The organism is Thalassospira sp. TSL5-1, assembly GCF_001907695.1.
Taxonomy (GTDB): domain Bacteria; phylum Pseudomonadota; class Alphaproteobacteria; order Rhodospirillales; family Thalassospiraceae; genus Thalassospira.
Genome location: NZ_KV880643.1, coordinates 34,334 through 59,449 on the forward strand (window position 1 = coordinate 34,334; position 25,116 = coordinate 59,449).

The 25,116-nt window shown below is 53.2% G+C and carries 22 protein-coding genes; 21 read left to right on the forward strand and 1 reads right to left on the reverse strand.

Annotated elements, in window-relative coordinates; translation table 11 throughout:
* Positions 1 to 2: 2 nt before the first annotated feature.
* The 10 genes from LF95_RS21625 to LF95_RS21670 all read left to right on the forward strand — a co-directional run bounded on the left by LF95_RS21625 (position 3) and on the right by LF95_RS21670 (position 10,457).
* The gene (locus LF95_RS21625; RefSeq protein WP_073957288.1) at positions 3 to 1,373 is read left to right on the forward strand and encodes an aminotransferase class III-fold pyridoxal phosphate-dependent enzyme; all 1,371 of its coding nucleotides are present in this window, start codon (positions 3 to 5) and stop codon (positions 1,371 to 1,373) included.
* A gap of 2 nt (positions 1,374 to 1,375) precedes the next feature.
* Positions 1,376 to 2,410: a carbon-nitrogen hydrolase family protein gene (locus tag LF95_RS21630; RefSeq protein ID WP_083607889.1), complete on the forward strand. Its 1,035-nt coding sequence runs from the start codon at positions 1,376 to 1,378 to the stop codon at positions 2,408 to 2,410.
* A gap of 17 nt (positions 2,411 to 2,427) precedes the next feature.
* A complete protein-coding gene (locus LF95_RS21635; RefSeq protein WP_073957289.1) occupies positions 2,428 to 3,552 on the forward strand; it encodes a cupin domain-containing protein in 1,125 nt (374 codons plus the stop codon).
* Between the two features lie 20 nt (positions 3,553 to 3,572).
* The gene (locus tag LF95_RS21640; protein ID WP_073957290.1) at positions 3,573 to 4,490 is read left to right on the forward strand and encodes a fumarylacetoacetate hydrolase family protein; all 918 of its coding nucleotides are present in this window, start codon (positions 3,573 to 3,575) and stop codon (positions 4,488 to 4,490) included.
* A gap of 1 nt (position 4,491) precedes the next feature.
* Complete coding sequence (locus tag LF95_RS21645; protein WP_305790989.1) at positions 4,492 to 5,268, forward strand: maleate cis-trans isomerase family protein; 777 nt, start codon at positions 4,492 to 4,494, stop codon at positions 5,266 to 5,268.
* A 218-nt stretch (positions 5,269 to 5,486) separates the two neighbouring features.
* A complete protein-coding gene (locus tag LF95_RS21650; RefSeq protein ID WP_073957291.1) occupies positions 5,487 to 6,515 on the forward strand; it encodes a TRAP transporter substrate-binding protein in 1,029 nt (342 codons plus the stop codon).
* A 3-nt stretch (positions 6,516 to 6,518) separates the two neighbouring features.
* Complete coding sequence (locus tag LF95_RS21655; RefSeq protein WP_083607890.1) at positions 6,519 to 7,043, forward strand: TRAP transporter small permease; 525 nt, start codon at positions 6,519 to 6,521, stop codon at positions 7,041 to 7,043.
* Positions 7,037 to 8,350: a TRAP transporter large permease gene (locus LF95_RS21660; RefSeq protein WP_073957292.1), complete on the forward strand. Its 1,314-nt coding sequence runs from the start codon at positions 7,037 to 7,039 to the stop codon at positions 8,348 to 8,350. The genes LF95_RS21655 and LF95_RS21660 overlap by 7 nt, the downstream gene beginning before the upstream one ends.
* 6 nt (positions 8,351 to 8,356) lie before the next feature.
* Complete coding sequence (locus tag LF95_RS21665) at positions 8,357 to 8,908, forward strand: tripartite tricarboxylate transporter TctB family protein (RefSeq protein ID WP_073957293.1); 552 nt, start codon at positions 8,357 to 8,359, stop codon at positions 8,906 to 8,908.
* A 43-nt stretch (positions 8,909 to 8,951) separates the two neighbouring features.
* Entirely contained in the window at positions 8,952 to 10,457 is a 1,506-nt protein-coding gene (locus tag LF95_RS21670; RefSeq protein ID WP_143182143.1) for a tripartite tricarboxylate transporter permease, read from the forward strand.
* 478 nt (positions 10,458 to 10,935) lie between these two features.
* Here the strand turns inward: LF95_RS21670 and LF95_RS21675 are convergent, their stop codons facing one another.
* Positions 10,936 to 11,874 carry a tripartite tricarboxylate transporter substrate binding protein gene (locus LF95_RS21675; protein WP_073957294.1) on the reverse strand — a complete coding sequence of 313 codons (939 nt, stop codon included), beginning with the start codon at positions 11,872 to 11,874 and terminating at the stop codon, positions 10,936 to 10,938.
* Positions 11,875 to 12,070: 196 nt separating this feature from the next.
* Between LF95_RS21675 and LF95_RS21680 the strand changes: the two genes are divergently transcribed.
* The 11 genes from LF95_RS21680 to LF95_RS21730 all read left to right on the forward strand — a co-directional run bounded on the left by LF95_RS21680 (position 12,071) and on the right by LF95_RS21730 (position 25,112).
* Positions 12,071 to 13,015, forward strand: coding sequence for a PDR/VanB family oxidoreductase (locus LF95_RS21680; RefSeq protein ID WP_073957295.1), 945 nt, complete (start codon positions 12,071 to 12,073; stop codon positions 13,013 to 13,015).
* A 17-nt stretch (positions 13,016 to 13,032) separates the two neighbouring features.
* The gene (locus LF95_RS21685) at positions 13,033 to 14,379 is read left to right on the forward strand and encodes an aromatic ring-hydroxylating dioxygenase subunit alpha (RefSeq protein WP_073957296.1); all 1,347 of its coding nucleotides are present in this window, start codon (positions 13,033 to 13,035) and stop codon (positions 14,377 to 14,379) included.
* Entirely contained in the window at positions 14,376 to 14,849 is a 474-nt protein-coding gene (locus LF95_RS21690) for an aromatic-ring-hydroxylating dioxygenase subunit beta (RefSeq protein ID WP_073957297.1), read from the forward strand. The genes LF95_RS21685 and LF95_RS21690 overlap by 4 nt, the downstream gene beginning before the upstream one ends.
* A gap of 7 nt (positions 14,850 to 14,856) precedes the next feature.
* Positions 14,857 to 16,470: an AMP-binding protein gene (locus LF95_RS21695; RefSeq protein ID WP_073957298.1), complete on the forward strand. Its 1,614-nt coding sequence runs from the start codon at positions 14,857 to 14,859 to the stop codon at positions 16,468 to 16,470.
* Positions 16,470 to 17,645, forward strand: a complete 1,176-nt coding sequence (locus LF95_RS21700) for a thiolase family protein (RefSeq protein WP_073957299.1) — start codon at positions 16,470 to 16,472, stop codon at positions 17,643 to 17,645. Before LF95_RS21695 ends, LF95_RS21700 begins: the two co-directional genes overlap by 1 nt.
* The gene (locus LF95_RS21705; RefSeq protein ID WP_073957300.1) at positions 17,642 to 18,880 is read left to right on the forward strand and encodes an SDR family NAD(P)-dependent oxidoreductase; all 1,239 of its coding nucleotides are present in this window, start codon (positions 17,642 to 17,644) and stop codon (positions 18,878 to 18,880) included. The genes LF95_RS21700 and LF95_RS21705 overlap by 4 nt, the downstream gene beginning before the upstream one ends.
* Complete coding sequence (locus LF95_RS21710; protein WP_073957301.1) at positions 18,877 to 19,668, forward strand: cyclase family protein; 792 nt, start codon at positions 18,877 to 18,879, stop codon at positions 19,666 to 19,668. Before LF95_RS21705 ends, LF95_RS21710 begins: the two co-directional genes overlap by 4 nt.
* Positions 19,665 to 20,384 carry an SDR family NAD(P)-dependent oxidoreductase gene (locus LF95_RS21715; RefSeq protein ID WP_073957302.1) on the forward strand — a complete coding sequence of 240 codons (720 nt, stop codon included), beginning with the start codon at positions 19,665 to 19,667 and terminating at the stop codon, positions 20,382 to 20,384. Before LF95_RS21710 ends, LF95_RS21715 begins: the two co-directional genes overlap by 4 nt.
* Positions 20,385 to 20,725: 341 nt before the next feature.
* Positions 20,726 to 21,238: a sigma-70 family RNA polymerase sigma factor gene (locus LF95_RS21720; protein ID WP_073957303.1), complete on the forward strand. Its 513-nt coding sequence runs from the start codon at positions 20,726 to 20,728 to the stop codon at positions 21,236 to 21,238.
* Between the two features lie 142 nt (positions 21,239 to 21,380).
* Positions 21,381 to 22,475, forward strand: coding sequence for a FecR family protein (locus LF95_RS21725; RefSeq protein WP_073957304.1), 1,095 nt, complete (start codon positions 21,381 to 21,383; stop codon positions 22,473 to 22,475).
* Positions 22,476 to 22,625: 150 nt separating this feature from the next.
* Complete coding sequence (locus LF95_RS21730) at positions 22,626 to 25,112, forward strand: TonB-dependent siderophore receptor (RefSeq protein WP_168173741.1); 2,487 nt, start codon at positions 22,626 to 22,628, stop codon at positions 25,110 to 25,112.
* Positions 25,113 to 25,116 lie beyond the last annotated feature (4 nt).

The following is a 25,116-nucleotide window of genomic DNA, read 5'->3' on the forward strand; positions in this document are numbered from 1 at the left end:
TCATGTCGAATAGAGATGACAATTTCCTGCGTGAAAACAACGCGCGCCATCAGTTGCATCCCATGATCCACCCCTTGATTTCGTCGGAGCATCCGCCGCAAATCATCGTCAAGGGGCAGGGGTATCATGTCACGGATATTGATGGAAAAACCTATGTCGATGGCATTGGCGGATTGTGGAACGTCAATGTTGGTCATAACCGCCCCGAGGTAAAGGCGGCCATTATCGAGCAGATGGACGAAATCTGCTATTATTCAAATTTTGCCGGTACCACGACAGCGCCCTCCATTAAACTGTCGGCCAAAGTGATCGAGATGTCGGCGCAAGAAAACATGGCCAAGGTCCTGTTTTCCGCCAATGGGTCGGATGCGGTGGAAACCGCGCTCAAGCTTAGCCGTCAATACTGGAAGCTGGAAGGTCATCCTGACCGCACAGGGTTCATCTCGCTCAAGCACGGCTATCATGGCATCCAGTTTGGCGGAACGTCGGTCAATGGTTCAAGTTATTACCGTCATGCCTACGGGCCGTTGATGCCCGGCTGTTACCAGGTTGACAGTCCCTGGACCTATCGCAATCCCTATTCCGAAGATCCAGAAGAGCTTACGGATGCCATCATCACGCAGATCGACCGGCTGATTGCGCATAATGGTGCCCATACCATTGCCGCTTTCATTGCAGAGCCGGTGCAAGGGGCCGGAGGCGTTATCGTTCCTCCCGCGGGCTTCTGGCCCCGTTTGCGCGCGCTTCTGGACAAGCATGAAATCCTTCTCATCTCGGACGAGGTTGTGACTGGGTTCGGGCGGTCGGGTTCGATGTTTGGCGCGCGGGGCTGGGGTGTGAAACCCGATATCATGTGTCTCGCAAAGGGGATCACGTCTGGCTACATCCCGCTTGGTGCAACGGTGTTAAACGAGCGCGTCATGAATGCCTGGACCAAGGGTGTTGATCCTATGGGCTTCATTATGCACGGCTATACCGCAACGGGGCATGCCCTTGGCTGTGCGGCTGCGATTGCGGCCCTAGATATCGTCGAGAAGGAAGACTTGCCCGCCAATGCCGCCGCAATGGGGGGCAGGCTGATGCAGGGCCTGGAAGACCTGCCAAACTGGTCATCCCTGGTTGGGGAGGTCCGGGGCAAGGGCCTGATGGTTGGTGTCGATATGGTTGCCGACAAGGGCACCCGCGAGCCGATCGATCCTGGCAAGGGCCAGGGGGAAATGATTGCCGCATTTGCACGCGAAGAAGGCGTGATTGTGCGCCCTGCGGGCTCAAACATCATCATGTCGCCGCCTTTGACCATTGATGTCGATGGTATCGACAAGATCATTGATGGTTTGACCAAGGCCTTTCGGAAATATGAAGAGGTGAAATAATCATGCTGCCCGGTAAGGAATTTCCCAAATTTACCGCAGCGGCGGTTCAGGCCAGCCCGGTTTTTCTTGATGCAGAGAAAACTGCGGACAAGGCTGTTGATCTGATCGGCGAGGCGGCAGGCAAGGGCGCCCGGCTTGTGGTCTTCCCCGAGGTTTTTATTCCCGGCTATCCCTATTGGAGCTGGATTACCGACCCGGTAACAGGCAGTGCCTGGTTTGACAGGCTGGTGCGGAATTCGGTGTTCGCCGATGGGCCCGAGATCGCCAAGATTCGGGCCGCAGCCAGGGCCAATGATTGTCTTGTGATCATGGGCCTGAACGAACGCAGCCCGGTTTCTTTGGGGGCACTATACAACACGTTGCTTTTTATTGGCCCTGATGGAGAAATTATCGGCAAGCACCGCAAGCTTGTACCAACCTGGGCCGAAAAGCTGACCTGGACCGGCGGCGATGGATCAAGTCTGAAGGTTTATGACACGGAAATTGGCCCGTTGGGAGGCCTTGCCTGCGGTGAAAATACCAATCCGCTGGCCCGGTTTACCCTGTTGGCCCAGGGCGAGCTTGTACATGCCGCCAGTTATATTTCCTTGCCGGTTGCGCCGCCGGAATATGACATGGCCGAAGCCATCAAACTGCGTGGTCAGACACACAGTTTTGAAGGCAAGGTTTTCACCGTTATCGCGACGTCTACGATTTCGGAGGAGATCATTCAGGCGATGGAAGAAATCCGGCCGGATGCACGCGCCCTGCTGGAGCGTAAATCAAGCGCCTATTCTGGCATTATTGGTCCTGACGGGCGACCTGTGACAGACGGGCTGATTGACGACGAAGGCATTGTTTATGCCGAGATCGACCTGGGGCGCTGTATCCAGCCCAAACAAATGCACGACATTACCGGACACTACAACCGGTTCGATGTTTTCAGTCTCCATGTGAACCAGCAGCCACTGCCGCCTGTCAGTCTGTCAGGATTGGGGACTTCGTCCATACCAGAAGGCGAACAGGTTGAGCATCCAATAGATCCTGAAATCACCTGAGTCACAGGAGTTACCTCATGGTACAGACTGAGATTAAATCCAAGGACGACATTCTAGGCAGGGCGCGTGTGCGCGATAATGCCGAGTTACAAGCCTATTACGACGATCTGGCAAAATTTGAGACCGGGGCTCTTTGGACCGTTGCAAATGCCATTGAACCCTGGGAGCCCACACCAAAATCAGCCCCTGTTTTGTGGCGTCATTCGGATTTGCGCGAACAGGTACTGCGATCAATTGATCTGGTACGTCCGGAAGATGCAGGACGCCGGGTGGTGTATTTGCGCAATCCCAAACGCCAGGATGTCAGTGCGGCCTGTGGCTGGCTGTTCTCGGGCATTCAGGTGATGAAGCCGGGTGAAAAAGCTGGTGCTCACCGCCATGCTGCTTCTGCCCTGCGTTTCATCATGGAAGGCAAGGGGGCCTACACGATTGTCGATGGTCACAAGATGGAATTGGGCGGCAACGATTTTGTGATCACGCCCAATGGCACCTGGCACGAACATGGTGTTGCCGAAGATGGCGAAACATCAATGTGGCAGGATGGTTTGGACATTCCCTTGACCAATTGTCTTGAGGCGAATTTTTACGAAGTTCATCCCAATGACTATCAAACAACCAATATTCCGCTCAATGACCGCCCGCTGAGTTGGGGTGGCGCGGGTTTGCGCCCGGAAATGGATAAATGGGACAAGCCCTATTCCCCTCTTATGCGGTTTGCGTGGGAACCAACTTACGAGGCGCTTCAGAATTACGCCAAGGTCACGGATGGCTCCCCCTATGACGGTGTGATGATGCGTTATGTAAACCCGCAATCGGGTGACAATCCCATGCTGACGATGGGCGCGCATATTCAGATGTTGCGTCCGAGCGAACATACCAAAGCGCATCGCCACACCGGGAACGTTATTTACCATGTCGCCAAAGGCGAAGGTTATTCGATCATTGGCGGCAAGCGGTTTGACTGGAAGAAAAACGACATCTTTTGTGTGCCCGCCTGGACCTTCCACGAACACTGCAACAAGCAGGAACGGGAAGACACTTGCCTGTTTTCGTTCAACGATTTTCCAACGATGGAAAAGCTCGGTTTCTGGGCGGAGCAGGCCCTTAAAGATAATAACGGTCACCAAATCGTCGCCGAATAAAAGCGAACAGGAAAGAAAACATGAAACTGGTTACCTACCGTGATTCAGCGGCTGGAGAAGGCCGTCTTGGTGTTGTCCAGGACAACATGATTATTGATGTGGAAAAATTGGGTCATGCAGTGGGCGCGGTGTTGCCGTCATCCATGCTTGAACTGATTGATCTTGGCCCTGATGCGCAGGCTGCAATCCGGCGTGCGGTTAGGGAAACGGCCGAGGCACGCCCTGCGGGCATTGCCATCCATGAAGAGAATGCGCGCCTGTTGGCACCCATTCCGCGCCCGCGCAAGAATATCTTTGGCATTGGACTAAACTATGTGGAGCATGTGGCTGAATCTGCAAAATCTCTCGATACATCGAAGGATTTGCCGCAAAAACCGGTTGTGTTCTCCAAGCCGCCAACGGCTGTTATCGCCAATGGCGAACCAATCCAGCATAATGCGGCAATGACCCAGCAATTGGACTGGGAAGTTGAACTTGCCGTGATTATTGGGAAACGTGCCACGCGGATCAACAAAGAAGACGCGATGAGCCACGTCTTTGGGTATTCCGTTATCAATGACGTATCTGCGCGTGATAATCGTCGTGCTGGTCAATGGATATTTTCCAAAGGCCAGGACAGTTATTGTCCCTTTGGTCCGGCGATTGTTACGGCGGATGAAATTGCCGATCCACACAATCTTGTGCTGTGGCTGACAAAAAATGGCGAGGAAAAACAACGATCAAACACCAAACATCTGTTGTTCGATATTCCAACACTTATCGCCGATATTTCGTCGGGCATTACATTGGAACCCGGCGACATCATCGCCACAGGCACCCCTGCGGGTGTCGGTGCCGGTCGTGATCCGCAGGAATGGATGTGGCCTGGCGATGTGATTGAATGTGGTGTCGAGGGTATCGGCATTTTGCGCAACCCGGTCGTTAAAATCGGGCAGTGACATGACCGGAATCCAGAACAATATGCACAAGACCATCAAGATCGGTCAGATCGTTCCATCGTCAAACCTGACGATGGAACGGGAAATCCCGGCCATGCTGCGTGCACGCGAAACGGTCCTGCCCGAGAGGTTTTCCTTCCATTCTTCACGCATGCGCATGAAGAAGGTGACAAAGGAAGAACTTGCCGCAATGGATCGCGACAGCGACCGCTGTGCCCTTGAGCTTTCCGACGCATCGGTGGATGTCATGGGCTATGCCTGTCTTGTCGCAATTATGTCGATGGGCAAGGGGTATCATCGTGAAAGCCAGAAGCGTCTTCATCAGGTGACAGTCGAGAACGGCCATGCTGCGCCGGTTGTCAGTTCTGCCGGGGCATTGGTGGATGGCCTGCATCTGATGGGGGCCAAACGGATTTCCATTGTGACGCCATATATGCGTCCGCTGACCAATCTGGTGGCAGAATATATCGAGGCTGAAGGTATCGAAGTTTCGGATAGTATCGCGCTGGAAATTCCCGATAACCTTGAAGTCGCGGCACAGGACCCTTTGAATCTGACCACAATTTACAAGCAGGTCAATCTGAAGAATATTGATGCACTTGTTTTGTCTGCCTGTGTTCAGATGCCGTCGCTTGCGGCCATTCAAAAGGTTGAAGACGAATGTGGCATTCCCGTGCTGTCTGCGGCAGTTGCCACAACGCACCAGATGTTAAAAGAACTGGGGCTTGAAGCTCGGGTTCCTGGTTGCGGTACTCTTTTGTCAGGCAAATACGCCTGACGACGATTTGGGCGCTGCGTGACACAGCGCCCGAATACTCCCAAAGCAACGGGAGTATTCAAACCTCACGCGCCATCCTGTCTCACCTTATCCCGAAGAACGCCTGCCTTTCAGGGGAATATTGCGTTCCGGGCGCCCCGCGACACCAAGATTTCCATCGGCCTCATCATGAAAGTTGCATTGAACTATAAGCAACCAACGAACAGGGAGTGTTTCTGATGTATGCAAGGTTTTTTAAAACGGTAGCCGCAATTTCAATTACCACATTGATTTCGCTGCCAGCCAAGGCTCAGGACGTTACGCTGACCATTTCCACCTGGGCACCGCCAACGCATGGGGTTAATTCCCAGATGTTTCCGGATTTTATCCGGCGCATAGAGGAAGCGACTGACGGGCGGGTTACTGCTGAAATGAAATACAATTTGGCACCGCCAGCCGCCCAGGCCGATATTATCGCGGACGGAATAGCGGATATTACCTGGATTACCCACAATTATACGCCCGGCCGGTTTCCTTCTGCCTCAATGGCGGAACTTCCCGGCTTTGGGGGCAGCTCGGCGGACTTTGCCGTTGCTTATTGGCGAACCTTCGACAAATTTTTCCGCCAGGCCAATGAACATCGCGGTCTTAAGGTTCTGGCCGTTTATGCGCATGGCTCCGGGTTGTTGCATTCCGCGACCAAGGTGGAACGTCTTGACCAGATTGCTGGCATGAAACTGCGCATTGGCGGTGGTGTTGCCGGTATGGTCGGTGATGCCCTTGGTGCGTCCGCTATTAATGTTCCGGCCCCCCGTGTATACGAAACCCTGGCATCGCACGCTGCCGATGGGGTCATGATGCCAATGGAATCAAAACTGGGCTTCCGTCTCACAGAAGTAGCACCGCATAGCTTTGATATGCCGTCCGGTTTTTATCGCACGTCGATGGCAACGGTCATGAACCAGGATGCCTTTGATCGCCTCAGTGAACAGGATCAGGCCGCGCTGAATAAATTGTTCGGCGAGGAGCTTTCGCGCATTAGCGGTGCTTTCTGGGATGATTTTGATGCGGCGGGGTTGGCCGCCCTGAGAAATGCGGGCGACAATACGCTCACTATGGCGTCGGAAGCGGACCAGGCTGTTTGGCACAAAAAAGCCGAGAAAATTATCAACCAGGTTATCAGCGATATTTCTGATACCGGCATCGATGGCAGGGCAGCCTACGACTATTTCCGTGACGAATTTGAAACCCTGAAAGCGGGACAATAAGTCATGGTCGCGAAGTCTGAAAAATCCATGCTGACGGTGCTGTCAGACCGGCTTGCACTGGGGCCTGCACGTATTGCAGGCCTGGCCCTCATGTTCCTGATGGTCTTGACGTTCGTCGATGTCATTTCGCGAAGTGTATTTTCTGCGCCTCTCGGTTTTTCGGCCGAGGTAACAGAAATGCTGATGGCGGTCATCGTGTTCGCGGCCCTTCCCATGACAATATTGAAAGATGGCCACATCGTTGTCGACCTCATGGATGGGTGTTTTGGACGCCGTGCAGCCTATATTCGGGATACGCTTGTCGATGTGATCTGCCTTGTTGCCTTGGCCTTTCCGGCTGTTCGTATCTGGACATTGGGAACACGCAGCAAGGGCTATAACGAGGTCACGGAAATCCTTGGCTGGCCGCAATATTATCTCATCTATTTCGTGTCTTTTGCGCTTGTCGTCTGCTGTTTTGTTTACGTGCTGCGCATCCTGTTGCGGTTCCAAAAAGGCAGGTACCCGGGAGAGGAATTATCATGCTGATTTCGATCTTGGGGTTCCTTGCCGTTTTGGCTTTGGCCTTTCTGCGTATTCCGATTGCCTTTTCTATGGGACTGGTCGGTTTTTTCGGCACAGCTTACCTGACCAGCATCAATGCTTCGCTGTCATTGACCGGCAGGCTGATTATTGACACCGCCCAAGATTATGGACTGTCGGTGGTGCCTTTGTTCATCCTGATGGGCCTGTTTGTGAATAAAGGTGGCCTTTCCCGCGAGCTTTACCGTGCGGCTTATGTCTTTTTGGGGCATATGCGCGGTGGTTTGGCAATGACCACCATTGCTGCCTGCGCCGGGTTTTCCGCCATTTGTGGTTCGTCATTGGCAACGGCGGCAACCATGTCGAAAGTGGCCATGCCGGAGATGCGGCGACTGGGATATGCTGACCGGCTGTCTACCGCCTCCATTGCGGCTGGTGGCACTTTGGGCATTCTTATTCCGCCCAGTGTCATTCTGGTGATTTATGGCCTGATGACGGAAACCAGCATTGGCAAACTGTTTGTTGCGGGCATTATTCCTGGTGTTCTGGGGGTGATTTTTTATCTGATCGCGGTGCAGTATGTTGTGCGCCGTGATCCGGATGCCGGGCCGGCAGGCGAACGGAGTACATGGCGGGAACGTTTGCAGGCCGTGCGCGATATCTGGCTGGTTCTGGCGCTTTTTGTTCTTGTCATTGGCGGGCTTTACGGGGCGTTCGATTTTTACCCCTTAAACCTGACCTTTTCGCCGACCGAAGCCGCCGGCATGGGGGCCGCGGGTGCATTTTTGATTGCGCTGGCCCGGCGGCAACTGAATCTGCGTTCCATCACGGAGACACTCACCGAAACAGCGGTGACGTCGGCCGGGCTGTTTGCCGTGCTGATCGGTGCATGGATGTTCTCGAATTTTGTCAATCTGGCCGGTTTACCCGAGGCATTGCGCACATTTGTTCTGGATATCGGTGTGACACCTCCCATCGTGATGATTGTGATCATCTTGATTTACATCGTCCTGGGATGTGTTTTTGAAAGCCTGTCGATGCTGCTTTTGACCGTTCCCATCTTCTTCCCATTGGTCACGTCGCTTGGTTTCGACCCGGTCTGGTTTGGCATTATCGTCGTTGTTGTTACCGAAATCAGCCTGATTACCCCGCCGGTCGGTTTGAACGTGTTCGTCCTCAAAGGCGTTGTCCATGATGTCTCTACGGCAACAATTTTCAAAGGCGTAACACCCTTCTGGATTGCAGATATCCTGCGGCTGATCCTTTTGCTTTGGTTCTCCGGAATCGTTCTGTACCTCCCCAACATGATGTGAGGCAAAATGGACAAACTTAATGCACGGTTAAAAACATTCCAGGAATTGTTCAGAAGAGACCGGCGACCGGGAGACCTTGTATTTGCCTGTATGTTTCTGCTGTTTTGCGTTTTTCTTCTGGCAAATCTGGATGATCAGGTGAAATGGGTGAAAAACACCGCCCTGGTCGCGGAGCCTGCCTTCTGGCCAACGCTATCCCTGATTGGAATGAGCGTGTTTGCCGTATTGCACCTGATCGGTTCCCTGTCGTCTCCCAGGATCTACGGACGTTTGAAAGAATTCACGTTATGGGTGCGATCTTTGGAATACGTTGCGTATTTTCTGGTTTACGTCAATGTCGTGCCGATCATTGGCTATCTTCTATCGACGCTGCTGTTTGTGTTGTTCCTGACCTTTCGCCTTGGGTATCGCCGGTTTCAGGTCTTTGGAATATCTGCGTTATTTGCGGTTGCAGTTGTTTTGATCTTTCGGGCCGGTCTGGAAGTCAAAATCCCGGCCGGGCAGATTTATGAATATCTGCCCGACTGGATCCGATCCTTTGCAATGATTAACCTGTGAGAACCCGATGATTGATGCTTTTTTAGGAGGATTTCACATATTGATGAACTGGCAGGTGCTTGCGGCCCTGCTGGTTGGATCCATTGGCGGGGTGATCATTGGGGCCATCCCGGGGGTGGGTGCGGCTGTTGCCATCGCCATTCTTCTGCCCGCAACATTTGGTTTTGAGCCTATTGTCGGCTTGACCATGTTGTTGGGGATTTACGGCAGTTCGATGTATGGCGGTGCCATCCCGGCCATTTTGTTAAATACGCCTGGTACGCCTGTCAATGCACTGACAACCTATGACGGTTATCCGATGACCAAACGCGGCGAGGCGCAAAGGGCCTTGTCTTTGGCGTATTCCGCCAGTTTCTTTGGGGGTGTCTTTGCCATTGTGTGCCTGATCATTCTGGCACCTGTTCTGGCAATGATTGCGCCTCATTTTGGCAGTCGCGAGATATTTCTGGCCGCACTATTAGGCATCATTCTCGTGATTCTGGCGCATCGCGGGCAGATCATGGCTGCCGGGATGATGGCGTTCTTCGGTATTTTTCTCAACACGATTGGGTTGGAGCCGGCAAAATACACCCAGCGTTTTACCTTTGGACAAACCTGGCTGACAGGTGGCGTGGATTTGATTGTTCTTGTGTTGGGGCTTTTCGCCATCAGCCAGGCGCTTTTCCTGATGCTTGAAAAAGACCACACACCACATGCCGAGCGTGTTCAAAGCAATATGCTGGGCGGGTTTGCCGAATTGCTTGGGTTAAAGCGCGTTGCATTTGTTGCGAGCAGCTTTGGCGTCATGATGGGCAGCATTCCCGGGGTAGGGGAATTTACCGCCCAGTTCTTGTCTTATACATATGCGCAAAAAACCTCGAAAAAACCGGAGGCTTTTGGGAAAGGTTCGCCTGAAGGGCTTGTTGCATCCGAGGCTGCAAATAATGCGGTTCCGCCTGCGGCAATGATTCCCCTGCTTGCACTTGGTATTCCCGGCGAGGCGCTGACAGCCATGATGCTTTCGGTTTTCTATGTGCATAATGTGATTCCGGGACCGCAATTGTTTCAGGGCAAAATGGATTTTGTGATTGCCCTGTATATTGCGATGTTGTTGCTGAATCTGATTGTCATTGTCTTCTTGCTGTTTTCGACAAACATGCTTTTGCGCATCACCCAGATTCCGACCCGATATCTTGGTTTCGTGATTATGACGCTCAGTTTTGTCGGAGTTTATTCCTTGCGCAATTCCCCTGTCGATTGTGCAATTGCCGCAGGGTTCGGCGTTTTTGGTCTGATTCTGAAGCGATTGAACCTGCCGATTGTGCCCATCATTCTGGGTGTTGTTCTTGGTGGGATTATGGAGGTCAAACTGCGCAGTGCAATGGCCCGTGTCAGCAGTCCCATTGACTTTGTTGATCGTCCAATATCGGCCATTCTCATGCTGATCATTCTCTTTGTGATTTTTCAGCATATCCGCGCACTTCGCTTCGAGCATAAACAGCGCCAGCTAAGAAAGCAAAATGGCGAAGATCCATCAGGGGAGTCCGGCGTTGCCCCCGAAGGGTTCTGAGTTGCTGTTTCGGGATGATGTGATAGAAAAATACAATGCCGTTGCCAGGGTTTCTACTTTGGCAGCGGCACTTTTTTGGCTTCTTTTATCTGACAGGCCTGAAGCCCAAATGTTTTGCTGTCGATACGGGGCTGACAAGTGATGTCCGCCTTAAAGCGATTTGTCTTTAATGTCGCTGCATTGCAGGGACATGGATATGCGCAATGAGCCTGGATATATCAGGGGAATGGCTAATTTGGGATAGACGAACGGAATGTCTGGTTGGTGCGCCAGAAATTTTGTTGTTTTGGTTGTTTGTATCAGCGTCACCGTCACCGTGATCACGCTATTTTCTAGCGAGCTGACTTCAGGTCTCGGGGCGTGTTGTCTTAAAGATTTTACCAGCAAGATAAAATGAGATGGCCCACAGATTTTCCCCTTCTGCCGCAAGAAACAGCAAAAGGGGAGCGTGTGTGTTGCGCAATTTATCTTCGGAAAGTCAGTTGTTGTTCATGTCGGCAATGTTTTTGAGAATTGCGCGATCATTGGTGATTTGAGCGGCGGATTCTTCAGGGTTTTTCCAATAAATCAGGGCTCCGGTTTGCTCGGATAATTTCTTTGCCGCATCACTTTTCATGACTTCTTCGGCAACAGCAATGATCTTGTCACGCGCTTCCTGCGGCGTTTCGCGCCGGACAAACAAACCGGTCCAGGTGCCAAGTTTCAGCGCGGGTTTAAGCTCGCCAAGCGTGGGCACATCTGGCAATGACGGGATACGTTTTTCGGTGACGGCGGCCAAAGGCGTAATTTTATCAAGGCAGGGTTTTACAAGCTGTAAGGTCGTATTGATGACATCGGCGTCACCCGACGCAAGGGTGTTGCAGTCCAGTGCGTCAAACGCCGCCTGGCCGCCCCATTTGAAACCAAATGCCGATTGGGTTGCCAGCGTGATTTCGGTGGGGGTTGCACCAGCACCGAAATGGCCGACGACCAATTTGTGGTTCTGTGCGTAGGCTGCCAACTCGTCCATGTTCTTGTAGGGCGCATCAGCCGATGTTGCCAGAATGAAGGGATAGGTTACAAAAATACCCAGCGGTTCAAACGGATCGTCAGCCAGGGCAGGAATGCCAATCGTCGGCCCGACAAGCGGGATATCGAGGACAAACGAACCGATTGTATAGCCGTCAGCTGGTGCATTGGCGACGGCGACTGCGCCCGGAAAGGGACCACCCCCACCGCCAGGTTTATTCACGACAGCAGCGGGCACGCCATAGGTTGCCTGGAACTTATCCGCGATCATGCGGGTCAGAATATCCTCAAGATCGCCGGGGGGGAACGGCACCACAAATTCCACGGGTTGTTCAGGGTATTCCGCAAAGGCCGGTTGGGCTGCCAGCGTGAACAGGGCAGCAGATACAAGAAGTGAGAACTTATTCATGATTTTCCTCTCTGACGGGAGCAGGCGATTTTGATTGTTTTCTTCGGGGGAACAGATTCACAAAACATGTGAATGAATATATTCATATGTAAAATAAATTGAGAGTCAACCGGCTTTGCTGAATTGGAAACACTTGACAGCAGATATTTTATATATGAACTTATGTATTCGCATATAATAAACTCGAGAGATCAGAATGCCGTCCATCGGATACGAGGTTGTGACCACCTCCAGTGAAACCCGGGATATCAAGCGGATCGTGATGAAGCCCACGGCACCGGTTCCGATAGCGTGGTCGGCGGGTGCACATATACGGGTGACTCTGACAGATGGCAGCAGTCGTGCTTATTCGCTTTTGCGGCTTCCGGGCCTTCCAGCCGGGCATATCGCCCTTGGGGTGTTGCGTGAAAAGGAAAGCAAGGGCGGATCAAAATTCATGCACGCTCTTAAACCCGGTGACAAAGTGCAACTTTCCCACCCGGCCAATCATTTTGAACTGGGCAATCATGCCGGGCCATCTGTTTTGATCGCGGGGGGGATTGGCATTACGCCCATCCTGTCAATGGCAGCCGAACTTGTCCGCTCCGGCCGCGAATTCGAGGTTCATTATGCAGGGCGTGCCGAAGGGATGCTCGCTTTTGTCCCTGAAATGCAGGAAATCTGTGGCTCTCGGTTAAGCCTGCATTATGACGATCAGCCCAGTGCGATGAATGTGGGCAAAATCCTCAGGGATGCCCCGGACGAGGCACATGTTTATTTCTGTGGGCCTGCGGGCATGATTGAGGCCGTCCGGGCGACCGCATCGGAATTGGGCTGGCCGGGCGAACGGGTTCATTACGAACTGTTCTCTGCCGATGTGGCCGCGTCGGAGAACACCGCATTTGATGTGGAAATCCACAGTACCGGCCAGATTGTTCACGTTCCTGCGGACATGACAATTATTGAAGCCCTCGAAGAGGCCGGCCTGGACCCCCTTTACGATTGTCAGCGTGGGGATTGCGGCATTTGCCAATGCACCGTGATCGAAGGAATTCCCGATCATCGGGATGTGATCCTGACCGATGCCGAAAAGGCCGAAAACAACGTCATGCAGATCTGCGTTTCGCGTTCCAAAACCGCAAAACTGGTCATTGAAATCTGATTATAGAGGAGGACGTCATGGATCGTTATCGCGGGAATCCCCAGGCCATTGCCGATTTGATCAAGGGCTATGCCGTACATCGGGATGTTTATGTGGACCCGGAAATCTTTGAATTGGAAATGGAGCAGCTATTTCCAAATTCATGGGTTTATATCGGTCATGAAAGCCAGTTGAAAAATACCGGCGATTTCATAACCTCGAAAATCGGAAATCAGCCGATCCTCGCTTCGCGTCATCGCGATGGTCAGATTTACGTATTGCATAATCGCTGCCCGCATAAAGGCGTTAAAATATCATCCGAACCGTGCGGAAATACCGGCAAATTTTTTCGCTGTCCCTATCATGCGTGGTCTTTCAAAACCGATGGGTCGCTTTTGGCCATCCCCTTGAAAAAAGGCTATGAAGGGACCGGCTTTGATGCGGACCAGGCCTCAAAGGGACTGCCAAGGATCAGGAATGTCAGAATATATCGGGGGCTGATTTTTGTGCGCCTTGCGGATGAAGGCCTCAGCTTTGAAGATTATTTTGGCGACTCTCTTTCCACAATCGACAACATGGCGGATCGGTCCCCGCAAGGGGAGTTGGAGATTATCAGCCAGCCTATCCGGTATATGCACAGTTGCAACTGGAAGATGCTGGTCGATAATCAGACCGATACCTGCCACCCGATGGTTGCGCATGAAAGCTCGGCAGGGACTGCGGTGAATGTGTGGGAGCGCGCAAAGGCGGCAAATCCCGATATGGACCCGCCGATGGCGGTTCAGCTGTATGCACCGTTCATGAGCCCGTATGAATTCTACGAAGGGGCGGGCATCCGTGTCTGGCCCAATGGGCATGGTCATTCCGGTGTTTCGGGTTCCATCCATCAGGATTACGAGGATGTAGATGGCTATCTGCAAATGATGGTCGAAGCCTACGGGGAAAAACGCGCCCACGAGATCCTGGGCGATGTCCGCCACAATACGATTTATTTTCCAAACATCATGGTCAAGGGGCCGGTGGCAATTTTGCGCCATTTTATTCCGCTGGGCGTGAATAAAACCCTGGTTGAAAGCTGGGTATTCAAGCTCAAGGGCGCGCCGGACAAGCTCTATGAGCGCGGGTTGATGTACAACCGGTTCATTAACGCCCCGACGTCAATCGTCGGACATGACGATCTTGAGATGTATGAGCGCGCGCAGGAAGGCCTGCAATCGGATGGCAACAAATGGGTCAATCTGCATCGCTTATGGGATGAGAATGAACCTGAAGAAGCCACCGATATCGTCAACGGGACGTCGGAACGCCAGATGCGTAACCAGTTTTATGCCTGGAAGAAATTCATGATTCAAAACATGGATACAAAAGCGGGGACGGCAGGATGAAGCGCGAAGATCTTGTGGATTTTGTCTATGACGAGGCCCACACACTTGACCAGATGGAATGGGAAACCTGGCTGGCCCTGTTTGCGGAGGATGGCCGCTACTGGATGCCGCTGGAATGGCAGCAGGAAGATCCAATCCTTCAACCCTCACTCATGTATGAAGACCGTTTGTTGTTAACTGTTCGCGTGGAACGTCTGGCCGGCGAGCGGACATTCAGTCAGAAGCCCAAAAGCCGTTGTCATCATCTTCTCGAACGTCCCAGGGTTATCTCGATGGGGGAAGATGACGGTGTGTACAAGGTGCGCACCTCGTTTCTGTATACCGAAACACGGGGTGATCTTCTGGACCGGTATTCGGGCTGGATCGGTCATGAACTGGTTGAAATAGACGGCGCACTGAAAATCAGGCTCAAACGCATTGATCTGATTAATTTTGATGCCCCCTTCAGCAACATTCAGCTCTTTATTTGAGGCAGGTATGACAACGAAATCTGTTTATTCCCGCTTTGTGGAGACGGCTGAAAGACGGGGTGAAGCACCGTTTTTGCATGTTCTTGAGGAAACGGCCGGCATTTACGGTATTTCCGCTGGCGATATTTCCTACGCCGAAATGAGAAGGCGGGTTGAAGACTGGCGAAAACGTTTTGCCGATGCGGGTTATGGCGCCGGGCACCGGATTGGCCTGTTGCTGCAAAACCGCCCGGTTTTTATTGAAATCTGGCTGGCTTTGAATGCGCTGGGGGCTTCGGTCGTGCCCATTAATCCCGATTTGCGCCTGGCAGAATTGGAATATCTGGCCGAACATTCGGAAATGATTTTGGCCATCGTGCTGCCGGAGCGGCAGGCGGAAATGAAGGCTGCCGTGGCCAATGCCGGGCTGCCGGTTCCCGTATTGACACCCGATAGTCCCCTTTCTCCTGCATTGACCCCCGTCCTTCAAGATTATGTTCCCGACACGGCGACCGAATGTGCCCTGCTTTATACATCAGGGACAACCGGCCGCCCAAAAGGCTGCATTCTCAGCAATGAATATTACCTTCATTCCGGCGACTGGTATGCCCAAACAGGGGGCCACATCAGTTTACGTCGCGATTGTGAACGGATGCTGACACCGCTTCCGGTATTTCACATGAATGCGATGGCCGTTTCCGTACCCGCCATGATCACTTTGGGCGGATGTATGATCATGCTGGATCGTTTTCATCCGCGTAGCTGGTGGGAGTCTGTGCGCAAAAGCGGTGCGACTATCGTTCATTATCTGGGGGTTATGCCGTCGATGCTGATGGGGATGGAACCTTCACCAGACGATATTAACCATAACGTGCGGTTTGGCTTTGGCGCAGGGGTCGACAAAAAACTTCATGCCGTTTTTGAAGAACGTTACGGTTTTCCCCTGATCGAAGCCTGGGCATGCACGGAAAGCGGTTCTGGTGGGGTTATCTGCGCGTATGAGGAACCGCGCAAGGTTGGTACCTCGTGTTTTGGGCGGCCATGTGACAATGTCGCCGTGCGGATCATCGATGATGCAGGCAATGATGTTGATTTTGGTATGCCAGGCGAATTACTGGTGCGCCGGGCGGGGGATAACCCGCGATATGGGTTCTTTTCGGGTTATCTGAAAAATCAGCAAGCCACGGATGAGATTTGGCAGGGCGGCTGGTTGCATACCGGCGATATTGTTCTGCAGGATCAGGACGGATCTTTGCATTTTGTGGATCGCAAGAAAAACGTGATCCGCCGTTCAGGGGAAAATATTGCTGCGGTAGAGGTGGAATCCATTCTCAACCGGCATCCCGAGATTAAAATTTCTGCCGCCGTTGCCGCACCGGACGAGGTCCGGGGGGACGAGGTTGCCGTGTTCCTGATTCTTGATGGTGTCAAAGGGGATGCTGCCAAGGCAGAGGAGATCGTCTCCTGGGCCCTGGACCAGATGGCCTATTACAAAGTTCCTGGCTGGATTGCGTTTACCGACGAACTGCCTTTGACATCGACGCAGAAGATCCTGCGGGGCCAGTTAAAAGATCTTATGACGGCAACCTTTAAGGTAAGTGGCTTTATTGATACCCGTCATCTGAAGGGACGCAGGGTCTGATGGCAAAACAAAAACCATATGATGGTGTGGTTATCTGCGCGCCGGTGACGGTGCCCTATATGCGCTATTCTGACAAAACGGCGCATTGGTGGGCGGGGGCGGCCCTGGCAGAACTGGCCGGGCAAACCGGGTTGGGGCCGGATGATATTGACGGGTTCTGTTTTGCAAGTTTTTCTGCTGTGCCCGACACGGTTGTGGGTATGGTCCAGCATTTGGGTCTTAGTCCAAGATGGATGGATCATATTCCGACAGGCGGGGCAAGTGGCGTCATGGCCTTGCGCCGGGCGGCACGCGCGGTCCAGGCCGGAGATGCGGAGATTGTTGCCTGTGTTGCCGCCGACACCAACCAGATAGACAGTTTCCGGCAAACGCTTGTCGGGTTTTCCCGGTTTTCGCAGGATGCGACCTATCCCTATGGTTTTGGCGGACCCAATGCCACCTTTGCCCTGATAACCGATAACTTCATGCGGCAATATGGCCTGACCCGCGCAGACTTTGCCAAACTCTGTATCGCGCAACGAACAAATGCCCTGTCCAATCCCTATGCCCTGATGAAAAAGCCGCTGACCCATGATCAGTATATGAAGGCCCGGGCGATTGCCGATCCCGTGCATCTTTTTGACTGTGTCATGCCCTGCGCTGGTGCCGAGGCCTTTATTGTCACGACACCGGAAAAAGCCGGGCAACTGGGTCTGTCCACTGCGCGTCTGGCCGCGACAATAGAACGTCATAATGCCTTTGCTGAAGATGCGGTTCAGACCCGTGGGGGCTGGGCACGCGATATTGACGATCTGTGGCAGGCGGCCGGTTGTGGGCCGCAGGATATCGATATGCTGCAGGCCTATGATGATTATCCGGTGATCGTTGCCATGCAGCTGGCCGATTTGGGATTTTGTGACAAACCAGCCTTGCCGGACTTTATCGCGCAAAATGATTTTACCCTGACAGGATCCTTGCCCTTGAATACCAATGGTGGGCAGCTTTCTGCAGGGCAGGCGGGTGCTGCCGGTGGATTTCAAAACGTAACCGAAGGTCTGCGACAGGTCCTGCATTGTCCGTTGGGCGGTCAGGTGCCCCATGCAAGACGGGCGCTGGTGTCGGGATTTGGCCTGGTGAACTATGACCGGGGTGTGTGCACTGGTGCTGCCATACTGGAACAGGAGGTGTTGTTATGACCGCGCCATTGACCCCTCCCAAACGCAAGGATCCTTTGGTCAGGACCCGCGCCGGGCACGTACCGCCAGGATTGCGCAGCCGTGCCGCAAGGGCGATGGCGGTACGGGCAGGCCAGGGAAGCTTTGTACTTCAGGTTTGCGACAGGTGCGCTGTCGTCACTTATCCCCCACGGGATCGTTGCCCCCGTTGCTGGGGTGAATTGAACTGGAAGGATCAACCCCGGGGCGCGGTTGTTGAAGCTGAAACAACGGTGCGGGCAACAATTGACCTGTTTTTTCGCGAACATCTGCCCTGGCGGATTGGCTCTGTTCGGCTTGATGCCGGACCAATGGCAATTGTGCATTTGCATGGCGATGTCAAACAGGGCGACCGCGTAAGGATGGAATTGCGACTTGATCGGGGCGGTGCCCCCGCGCTGTTCGCCCTGCCAGAAAAGGAAACCCCGAACATGGCTGATGATCCGCAATTACGCGAATTTTCTGCTGACCCCAAATTTCGCCGGGTTCTTGTAACCGATGGGCGCAGCCCGATTGGTCAGATCGTGGCAAAGGCACTTTTGAAAAGTGGGGCGCAAACGGTGTTTTTGGGCAATGCCGAACCGTTGATGCGCTATCCCGGACAGGATGATATCGAGGCTATAGACGGTATTGAACCGGTTGCCCTGAACCTTGCCCATACACGCAGTTGTCAGGAACTGGCAGCACAAATGGGGGGCAGGATCGACATTATCGTTAATACAGCAGCTTTCGCCCGGCCTGGTGGGGTTGGTTTTGACAGTAAATTGACCGACCTTCAAACAGGGCTGGATATCGAGGTTATGGGGCTGATGCGTCTGGCGCAGGCGTTTACACCCGCAATGTCCGGGCGGTCGGATGACGGGGTTAATTCTGCGGTTGCCTTCGTCGATATTGTTTCAGTTCATGGGCTGACGGGCAAAACCGGCTTTGCTGGTTCTGCAGCGAGTGCGGCTGCACGTTTGTCATTGATTTCCGGTCTGCGCGGTGAAATCGCCAAAGCAGGCATCCGGGTTATGACCGTTCTGACCGGGCCGGTTGATGATGACTGGCATCAAAATGTCCCACCCCCAAAAACGGCACCAGAACAAATTGCCAAAGCCGTGATCGAAACACTGGTTAAGGGACAGGAGACCATCTGTGCGGGAGATGTTGCCAGGGATGTTTTATCTCGCTGGCAGGCAGATCCGTTATTGACAATTCGGGAGGAAAACCAATGAACCAACAATTGCTTTCAAGCCTGGCTGGCGCACTGAGCTCGGGCCAAATTCGTGTCATTGATCTGACCAATACGCTCAGTCCGGAATTTCCGGTGATCGTTCTGCCGCCCGAATTTGGACAATGTATGACGTTCAAGATGGAGGAAGTGTCCCGTTACAACGAAAATGGTGCGGCGTGGTATTGGAACAATATCTCGATGAATGAGCATACGGGCACGCATTTCGATGCCCCTGCCCATTGGGTTACAGGCCGGGATTTACCGTCCAATACGGTGGATGCCATTCCCGTCCAAAAGTTTGTGGCCCCAGTCGTGGTTATTGATATTTCAATGGAATCTGCAGCAGATGCCGATTTTGTGGTAACACGGGACTTTCTGGAAAACTGGGAAAAGAAGAATGGTTCCATTCCCCCACAGCACTGGATCGCCCTTCGCACAGATTGGTACAAGCGTGTTGGAACACCAGAATATCTGAACCTTCAGGAAGACGGGGCGCATTCTCCGGGGCCGGATGCGGGGGCGGTGGAATTCATGGTTCATGAGCGCGACTGTGTTGGTCTTGCCGTTGAAACCGTGGGCACAGATGCCGGTCAGGCCTTTCATTTCAATCCGCCACTGCCTGCACATTCGATTTTGCATGGCAATAACCGGTTCGGCCTGCAATGTCTGACCAACCTGGATAAATTGCCAACTTTCGGCGCGATGATTGTTGCCTGCCCGCTTAAAATAGAGGGCGGTTCGGGCAGCCCCTTGCGTGTTATCGCCCTGGTTGACGGAGAAGGCGCATGAAGACAACGCTGATCACTGGTGGCAATTCGGGCATCGGGGCAGCAATTGCGGGGCTGTTGCTGTCTCGTGGTGAAAAGGTTGTGTCTCTTGGCCTGGAATTGCCGGACGCCAAGCATGATAATCTGTTTGGTTATACCGCTGATTTGACAGATAGTGCCAGCACGGCAGAGGTTGCAGCACAGATTGCTGCAACCCACCAGATTGATGCACTGGTGCATAATGCCGGCATGATTCTTCCCAATTTGCTGTCCGATGCCGTACCGCAAGATATTTTGACATTGGCCCAATTGCATTTGGCTGCGCCAATGGCCCTGACCCAGGCCGTCTTATCCGGTATGGAAGAACGTGGTTCGGGGCGAATTCTGTTTATTTCCTCCCGTGCGTCAATGGGCATGCCGACCCGATCGGCCTATTCGGCAACCAAGGCGGGTGTGCATGGCATGGCACGAACCTGGGCGCTGGAACTTGCCCCCAGGGGTATTACGGTCAATGTCATTGCCCCAGGTCCGGTGCTGACCGAAAATTTCTGGGGCATTGTCCCCAAGGATGGCGAATTACAGGACAAAATTGCCAGTACTGTGCCTGTCAAGCGTATTGGTACGGCAGATGATATTGCCAATGCTGCAGGTTTTTTCCTCGATGACAAGGCCAGTTTCATCACGGGACAGGTGCTGTTTGTTTGCGGGGGAACCAGCCTCGGCGGCCAATCCATATAAAACAGTCGTGTGATTGCCCTGTTTGGGCTTAAGGCCTCATACATCTTCATTTCGGTTATGCGGGGTTGGATATCGAACTGATTCCCTCTCTCGCAACCGGCATCCTGCTCTCACGCTGATTCAAAAAGAATGCTTCCTGTACGTCTGAAAAATTCGATGCTTTCATATCTTTCGCTTCTTTTGCCAACCTGAAATCGCTGAAGCGCGGATAAAGGTTGCAATATTTCGAAACACTTTCTAAGAAGTAAATGAGAATGATCCTCATTCTGATATACAAGATGAGTAAAGTTCATTTTCCCGAGCGGGACCCATTCATTTCAGGAAAGCGGGATTGAGCCGTTTTGAACGAGCAGCCAAGCAATCTGGACATTTTTGTCACCCATCGACGGGCGCTGCTGAATTATGCGAGTAGCATTGTGGGCAGCCGTTCGCGTGCAGAAGATGTCGTTCAGGAGGCATGGCTTCGTTTCCACGAGGCGTCAAAGGGGCGTCTGCTGGAGGATTCAACAAGCTATCTTTTCCGTATAGCGCGCAATCTGGCACTTGATGGCCAGCGACGCATGAAGCGCGAAAGCCAGATCATTACCGACGACGACTTTGAAGCGGCCGCAAATGCCTGGACGGATAGTGTGGCATCGCCCGAAACCGTCGCCCTTTACAAGGATGAATATGCCCTTGTCATGGATGCGTTGGCGCAATTGCCCGAGCGCACACGGATCGCCTTTGAAATGCACCGGTTTGGTGGGGCGAAGCTGCGAGAGATTGCGGCGGCACTTGGCATTTCGTTGCCATTGGCCTGTCGCCTGGTTGCCGATGCCCTACAGCATTGCAAGGAGCAGCTTGGATGGCCGTGAGCTTGCCTGTTTTGGGAAATTTTTATAAAAAGCCGTCCGATATTCGTTTCGTCATTAAGGAGCGAGCCGGGAAACGGTTTTTGAATTGCCGTGCACGATGGTCCAAGACGGGGTTTGTTCCGGTAGAGGCTGAAGGAAGCGTATGACGGCTACCACGCAACAAATCGAGAAGGCGGCGTCGCGCGAGGCAACGGACTGGTTTGTCCTGCTGTCGGATGATCCCGACGATGCGCAATTACAGGGCGCATTTCAGGCGTGGTATGACCAAAGCGCGGTAAATGCGCAAGCGTGGCAGGCGATGGTGCAGGCGTCGCAATCTATCAGTACGGCGAAGCCGGTTCTTGCCGATAAATGGACGCCGTTGCTTGAAGCTGTGCGTGGCACGGCCCGGGTCGATAGCACCCGCACGCTGAAAAACCCTTTCAAACATAAACAGGCTGCGGTGATGACCGGCAGACCATCCCGACCGTTCAGGAAAACCGGCCTTTTACGGCCTGGTGGTTTTAGACGGTTGGCAACGTTCGCGACGGCAGGATTGGCCGTTGCAGCATGTCTTGTTGCGGTTCTTGCCGCGCCGGATTGGGTGCGCGGGTTGCAGTCCGACTACGTAACCGGGACGGGACAGACCCGTCAGATCACGCTTGATGATGGCAGCACGGTTACCCTGGCGCCGGAAAGCGCGATTGCGGTAGCATACAGTGCGGGGCAACGTACAGTCAGGCTTTTGGATGGCGAGGCATTTTTTGAGGTTTCCCCAAACCCGGAGCGGCCGTTTCGGGTGGAGGCAGAAGGCGTCGATACGACCGTTCTTGGTACCGGGTTTGACGTGCAGCGAAATGGTGTCGGGGTTAGGGTCTCGGTTGCGCACGGGCGGGTTCGCGTGGATTATACTGGTGAAGGTGTTCTGCCGGTGACGGAAACGCTGCGGGCGGGCCAATCGCTTCGCGTTGACTGGTCGGGTGCTTATCAGGTTGTGGAAAGTCCGGCAAACCATGTTGCGGCTTGGCGCAAAAACCAGATTGTCGCGCGTTACGAGCCGTTTGGTTCGGTGGTTGATCAGCTTCGGCGGTACTATTCGGGGAAGATTGTCGTGCTTGACGATGAACTATCCTCAAAGCCGGTGACGGGTGTTTATAATCTTGCCGATCCGTTGGAGGCCCTTTATGGCATTGCCCGAGCACAGAACGCCGTGCTTTGGCAGATATCGCCGTGGCTGGTGTTCGTTTCAAAGGGGTAACCCTTTGTTTGCAAAATATTTTTCAAAAAAAATAAAGTTTTTAGAGAAAATTTCTTCCACGCGACGTTCCCTCTATAGGGGGCGACATTGCGATGCAATCTCATTCGCAGTGACGCCGGATGTTCATTTATTAAAAGGATGGAATTCGACGTGATCAAGGGGGTAGGAATTTGTTTTGGGGTCTTCAACCGACATACCGCATTTGCAGGCGCACTGGCATTAACCACGGCGTTGTCCACGGTTTATCCAGTCGCCCAGGTGCGGGCGCAGGAAGCATCGACTTCGGAAGGATTTTCAGAAAAATTTCGTGCGGAGCATGACTTCGATATTCCTGCACAGGCATTGACGGATGCGCTGGTCGCGTTTGGTCAGCAATCGGGCATTCAGGTGACGGTCGATGGTGCTATTGCACAGGGTGTTTCGGCATCGGCTGTGCAGGGCAGTATGTCTGCGGAAAACGCCCTGCGCGGACTTTTGTCAGGAAGTGGCCTTTTTTATAACGTTTCGCGTTCGACCGTTGTCATCGAACGGATTACAGAAGGTACAAATGATGCGACATTGCTTGACCCGGTGATCGTCGAGGGACGGATGCAAACTGCGACCGGCCCGGTCGACGGATATGTCGCGACGCGTAGTGCGGCCGGAAGCAAAACCGATACGCCGTTGATCGAAACACCGCAATCGGTTTCGGTGATTACCCGTGATCAGGTGGAAATCCAGCAGGCGCAAAGTGTTACGCAGTCGTTGCGCTATACATCCGGTGTTGTTGCGGAAGTGCGCGGTTCGGCATCGCGCTATGACATTCCTTATATCAGGGGATTTGGCTCGCCGAGCGACCCGGTTCACTATCAGGATGGTTTGCGCATGTTGCGCGGGCCGGGATATGCCTTTCCGCAAACCGAAACATATGGTTCGGAGCGTATCGAGGTTCTTAAAGGTCCGTCATCAACGACTTATGGTTCGGCAATGCCTGGGGGGCTGGTCAATGTCGTTACCAAACGTCCGACTGAGGAAGACCGCGGCGAGATCGAATTTCTTGTCGGTAGCCACGCGCGTTATCAGGCCGCGATTGATGTATCAGGCCCGGTGATGGAGGACGGTTCGGTGCTGTATCGTCTGGTCGCACTGGGACGCGATAGTGAAACCCAGGTCGTTAACACCAAGGAACAGCGTGTTTATCTTGCGCCATCGCTGACATGGAAGGCGGCGGATGACACGACCCTGACCTTTCTTAGCCATTATCAGCGAGATCCCGAAGGCGGATATTACGGTATCCTGCCGACAGTCGGGTCGGTGTGGACCAGCCCGGCAGGCCAGATTCCGCGTGATTTTAACGATGGCGATCCGGCATTCTCAGACTTTGACCGTGAACAATTTTCGGTCGGGTACGAACTGGAGCATCTTGTCAACGACATTTGGACGATGCGGCACAATCTTCGGTATCTTGATGTCGATGTGAGGACCAAGGATGTCGCGACCTCAAGTCTGCAGGCCGATAACCATACGATTTCGCGTTATGCACTCTCGACCGATGAACAAACCCGGGGCGTTACATCTGACCTGCAGGCACAGGCGGATTTTGCAACCGGTGCCGTCACGCATACGACGCTTTTGGGGTTTGATTACGAATATAGTGATTCATCGCAGCTCCGTCTTTACAATGGAAATGCACCGTCGATTGATTACCTCAACCCGGTATATGGCACCGCAACGTCGCTGACATTGTCGCCCTTTATCGATCAGGACCAAACCATCGCCCAGTCCGGGTTTTATGCGCAGGATCAGCTGGGGATCGGCAGCTGGAATTTCCTGTTGGGGGGGCGGTTTGATCAAGTGCGGACGGTAACCGATAACAACCGTACAAATGTTCGACAGACCCAGAATGACAATGCCTTTAGCTGGAAGGCCGGGGCCGTTTACAATTTTGACAATGGTATTGCGCCTTATGCCAGCTATGCCACGTCATTCCTGCCGGTCAGTGGCACGGACTATCTTGGTGATGCGCTTGATCCCACCACGGCAAAACAATATGAAATCGGCATCAAATATGAGCCGCAATCCTTTGATGCGATGTTCACTCTGGCCTATTTTGACATCACCCAGAAAGATGTCGTTGCGGTGGTCAATCCCGTGCAGCGTTATCAGACCGGCGAGGTCCAGTCCAAGGGGGTTGAACTGGAAGCAAAGGTTGCCCTGAGCGATAAGACCAACCTGATCGGTAATGTCACCTTTACCGATGCGGAAGTGACCAAAAGCCGGGGATATGATGTTGGTGACGCACCTATTGCCATTCCGGACGTCACGGCATCTCTTTGGCTTGACCACAGTTTTGATCAGGGTGTGGTCGATGGTGTGACGGTTGGTGCTGGTGTTCGTTATGTCGGGGAAACGGTTGGTGGTTATAGCCCCAACGCCTTTACCGCCGGGGCAAGACGGATCGATGTGCCAGACTACACGCTTTTTGATGCGATGATGCGTTATGATCTTGGCGTGCTTGGCAACAATCTGAAAAATGTCTCGGCCCAGGTGAATGTCACCAACCTTGCCGATGAAACCTATGCCACCTGTCTTGCCAATAATTTTTGCAATTATGGCAATGGCCGGACGGTTTATGTTTCGTTGAAATATAACTGGTGAGGCG

What these genes read in the sequence shown, in the direction of transcription:
- LF95_RS21625 (WP_073957288.1), top strand. Translation starts at nt 3, where the DNA reads ATGTCGAATAGAGATGACAATTTCCTGCGTGAAAACAACGCGCGCCAT.
- LF95_RS21630 (WP_083607889.1), top strand. Translation starts at nt 1,376, where the DNA reads ATGCTGCCCGGTAAGGAATTTCCCAAATTTACCGCAGCGGCGGTTCAG.
- LF95_RS21635 (WP_073957289.1), top strand. Translation starts at nt 2,428, where the DNA reads ATGGTACAGACTGAGATTAAATCCAAGGACGACATTCTAGGCAGGGCG.
- LF95_RS21640 (WP_073957290.1), top strand. Translation starts at nt 3,573, where the DNA reads ATGAAACTGGTTACCTACCGTGATTCAGCGGCTGGAGAAGGCCGTCTT.
- LF95_RS21645 (WP_305790989.1), top strand. Translation starts at nt 4,492, where the DNA reads ATGACCGGAATCCAGAACAATATGCACAAGACCATCAAGATCGGTCAG.
- LF95_RS21650 (WP_073957291.1), top strand. Translation starts at nt 5,487, where the DNA reads ATGTATGCAAGGTTTTTTAAAACGGTAGCCGCAATTTCAATTACCACA.
- LF95_RS21655 (WP_083607890.1), top strand. Translation starts at nt 6,519, where the DNA reads ATGGTCGCGAAGTCTGAAAAATCCATGCTGACGGTGCTGTCAGACCGG.
- LF95_RS21660 (WP_073957292.1), top strand. Translation starts at nt 7,037, where the DNA reads ATGCTGATTTCGATCTTGGGGTTCCTTGCCGTTTTGGCTTTGGCCTTT.
- LF95_RS21665 (WP_073957293.1), top strand. Translation starts at nt 8,357, where the DNA reads ATGGACAAACTTAATGCACGGTTAAAAACATTCCAGGAATTGTTCAGA.
- LF95_RS21670 (WP_143182143.1), top strand. Translation starts at nt 8,952, where the DNA reads ATGAACTGGCAGGTGCTTGCGGCCCTGCTGGTTGGATCCATTGGCGGG.
- LF95_RS21675 (WP_073957294.1), bottom strand. Translation starts at nt 11,874, where the DNA reads ATGAATAAGTTCTCACTTCTTGTATCTGCTGCCCTGTTCACGCTGGCA.
- LF95_RS21680 (WP_073957295.1), top strand. Translation starts at nt 12,071, where the DNA reads ATGCCGTCCATCGGATACGAGGTTGTGACCACCTCCAGTGAAACCCGG.
- LF95_RS21685 (WP_073957296.1), top strand. Translation starts at nt 13,033, where the DNA reads ATGGATCGTTATCGCGGGAATCCCCAGGCCATTGCCGATTTGATCAAG.
- LF95_RS21690 (WP_073957297.1), top strand. Translation starts at nt 14,376, where the DNA reads ATGAAGCGCGAAGATCTTGTGGATTTTGTCTATGACGAGGCCCACACA.
- LF95_RS21695 (WP_073957298.1), top strand. Translation starts at nt 14,857, where the DNA reads ATGACAACGAAATCTGTTTATTCCCGCTTTGTGGAGACGGCTGAAAGA.
- LF95_RS21700 (WP_073957299.1), top strand. Translation starts at nt 16,470, where the DNA reads ATGGCAAAACAAAAACCATATGATGGTGTGGTTATCTGCGCGCCGGTG.
- LF95_RS21705 (WP_073957300.1), top strand. Translation starts at nt 17,642, where the DNA reads ATGACCGCGCCATTGACCCCTCCCAAACGCAAGGATCCTTTGGTCAGG.
- LF95_RS21710 (WP_073957301.1), top strand. Translation starts at nt 18,877, where the DNA reads ATGAACCAACAATTGCTTTCAAGCCTGGCTGGCGCACTGAGCTCGGGC.
- LF95_RS21715 (WP_073957302.1), top strand. Translation starts at nt 19,665, where the DNA reads ATGAAGACAACGCTGATCACTGGTGGCAATTCGGGCATCGGGGCAGCA.
- LF95_RS21725 (WP_073957304.1), top strand. Translation starts at nt 21,381, where the DNA reads ATGACGGCTACCACGCAACAAATCGAGAAGGCGGCGTCGCGCGAGGCA.